Source organism: Dellaglioa sp. CoH-56-MRSF-11, assembly GCF_056782135.1.
In genome coordinates this window covers 1-310 of record NZ_JBXAYE010000081.1, presented here as the reverse complement: position 1 = coordinate 310, position 310 = coordinate 1, and the positions used below count along the sequence as shown (strand labels likewise).

Sequence of the window (310 nt, the reverse complement as noted above, 5' to 3'; positions counted from 1 at the left end):
CGTGGCATCTGGTTGGGCTGAAGCTTCCTAAGGAAGTGGTCAATCTCGTGGAGGAAACGCTAAGCTATGTCAAATCGAATCATTGACAAGTTGCAGGTACGAGTCACCAGCTTTTATTGCTCGACAAGACAAAGCCATGCGGGTTATAATAAGCCCTTTGTGAACTTGGGCCTGTACGGGCGGGTGTCGCGTGTAGGCGTCAGCACCAAGTTTCAATTCCAGATTGGTAATAAGAAGACCCGTCTGGATTTCACGGATGCCACCATCTTTGACGGATCAGACCCGCGTGAAACGGCGCTTGCCGTTAAGC

The 310-nt window shown here is 50.6% G+C and carries 1 protein-coding gene; it reads left to right on the top strand.

The genetic code is table 11. The annotated features are described in order from the left end of the window. Window positions 1-66 precede the first annotated feature (66 nt). On the top strand, window positions 67-310 hold a 244-nt coding region (locus AC1RPT_RS07930), incomplete at its 3' end, for a hypothetical protein (protein WP_481763009.1).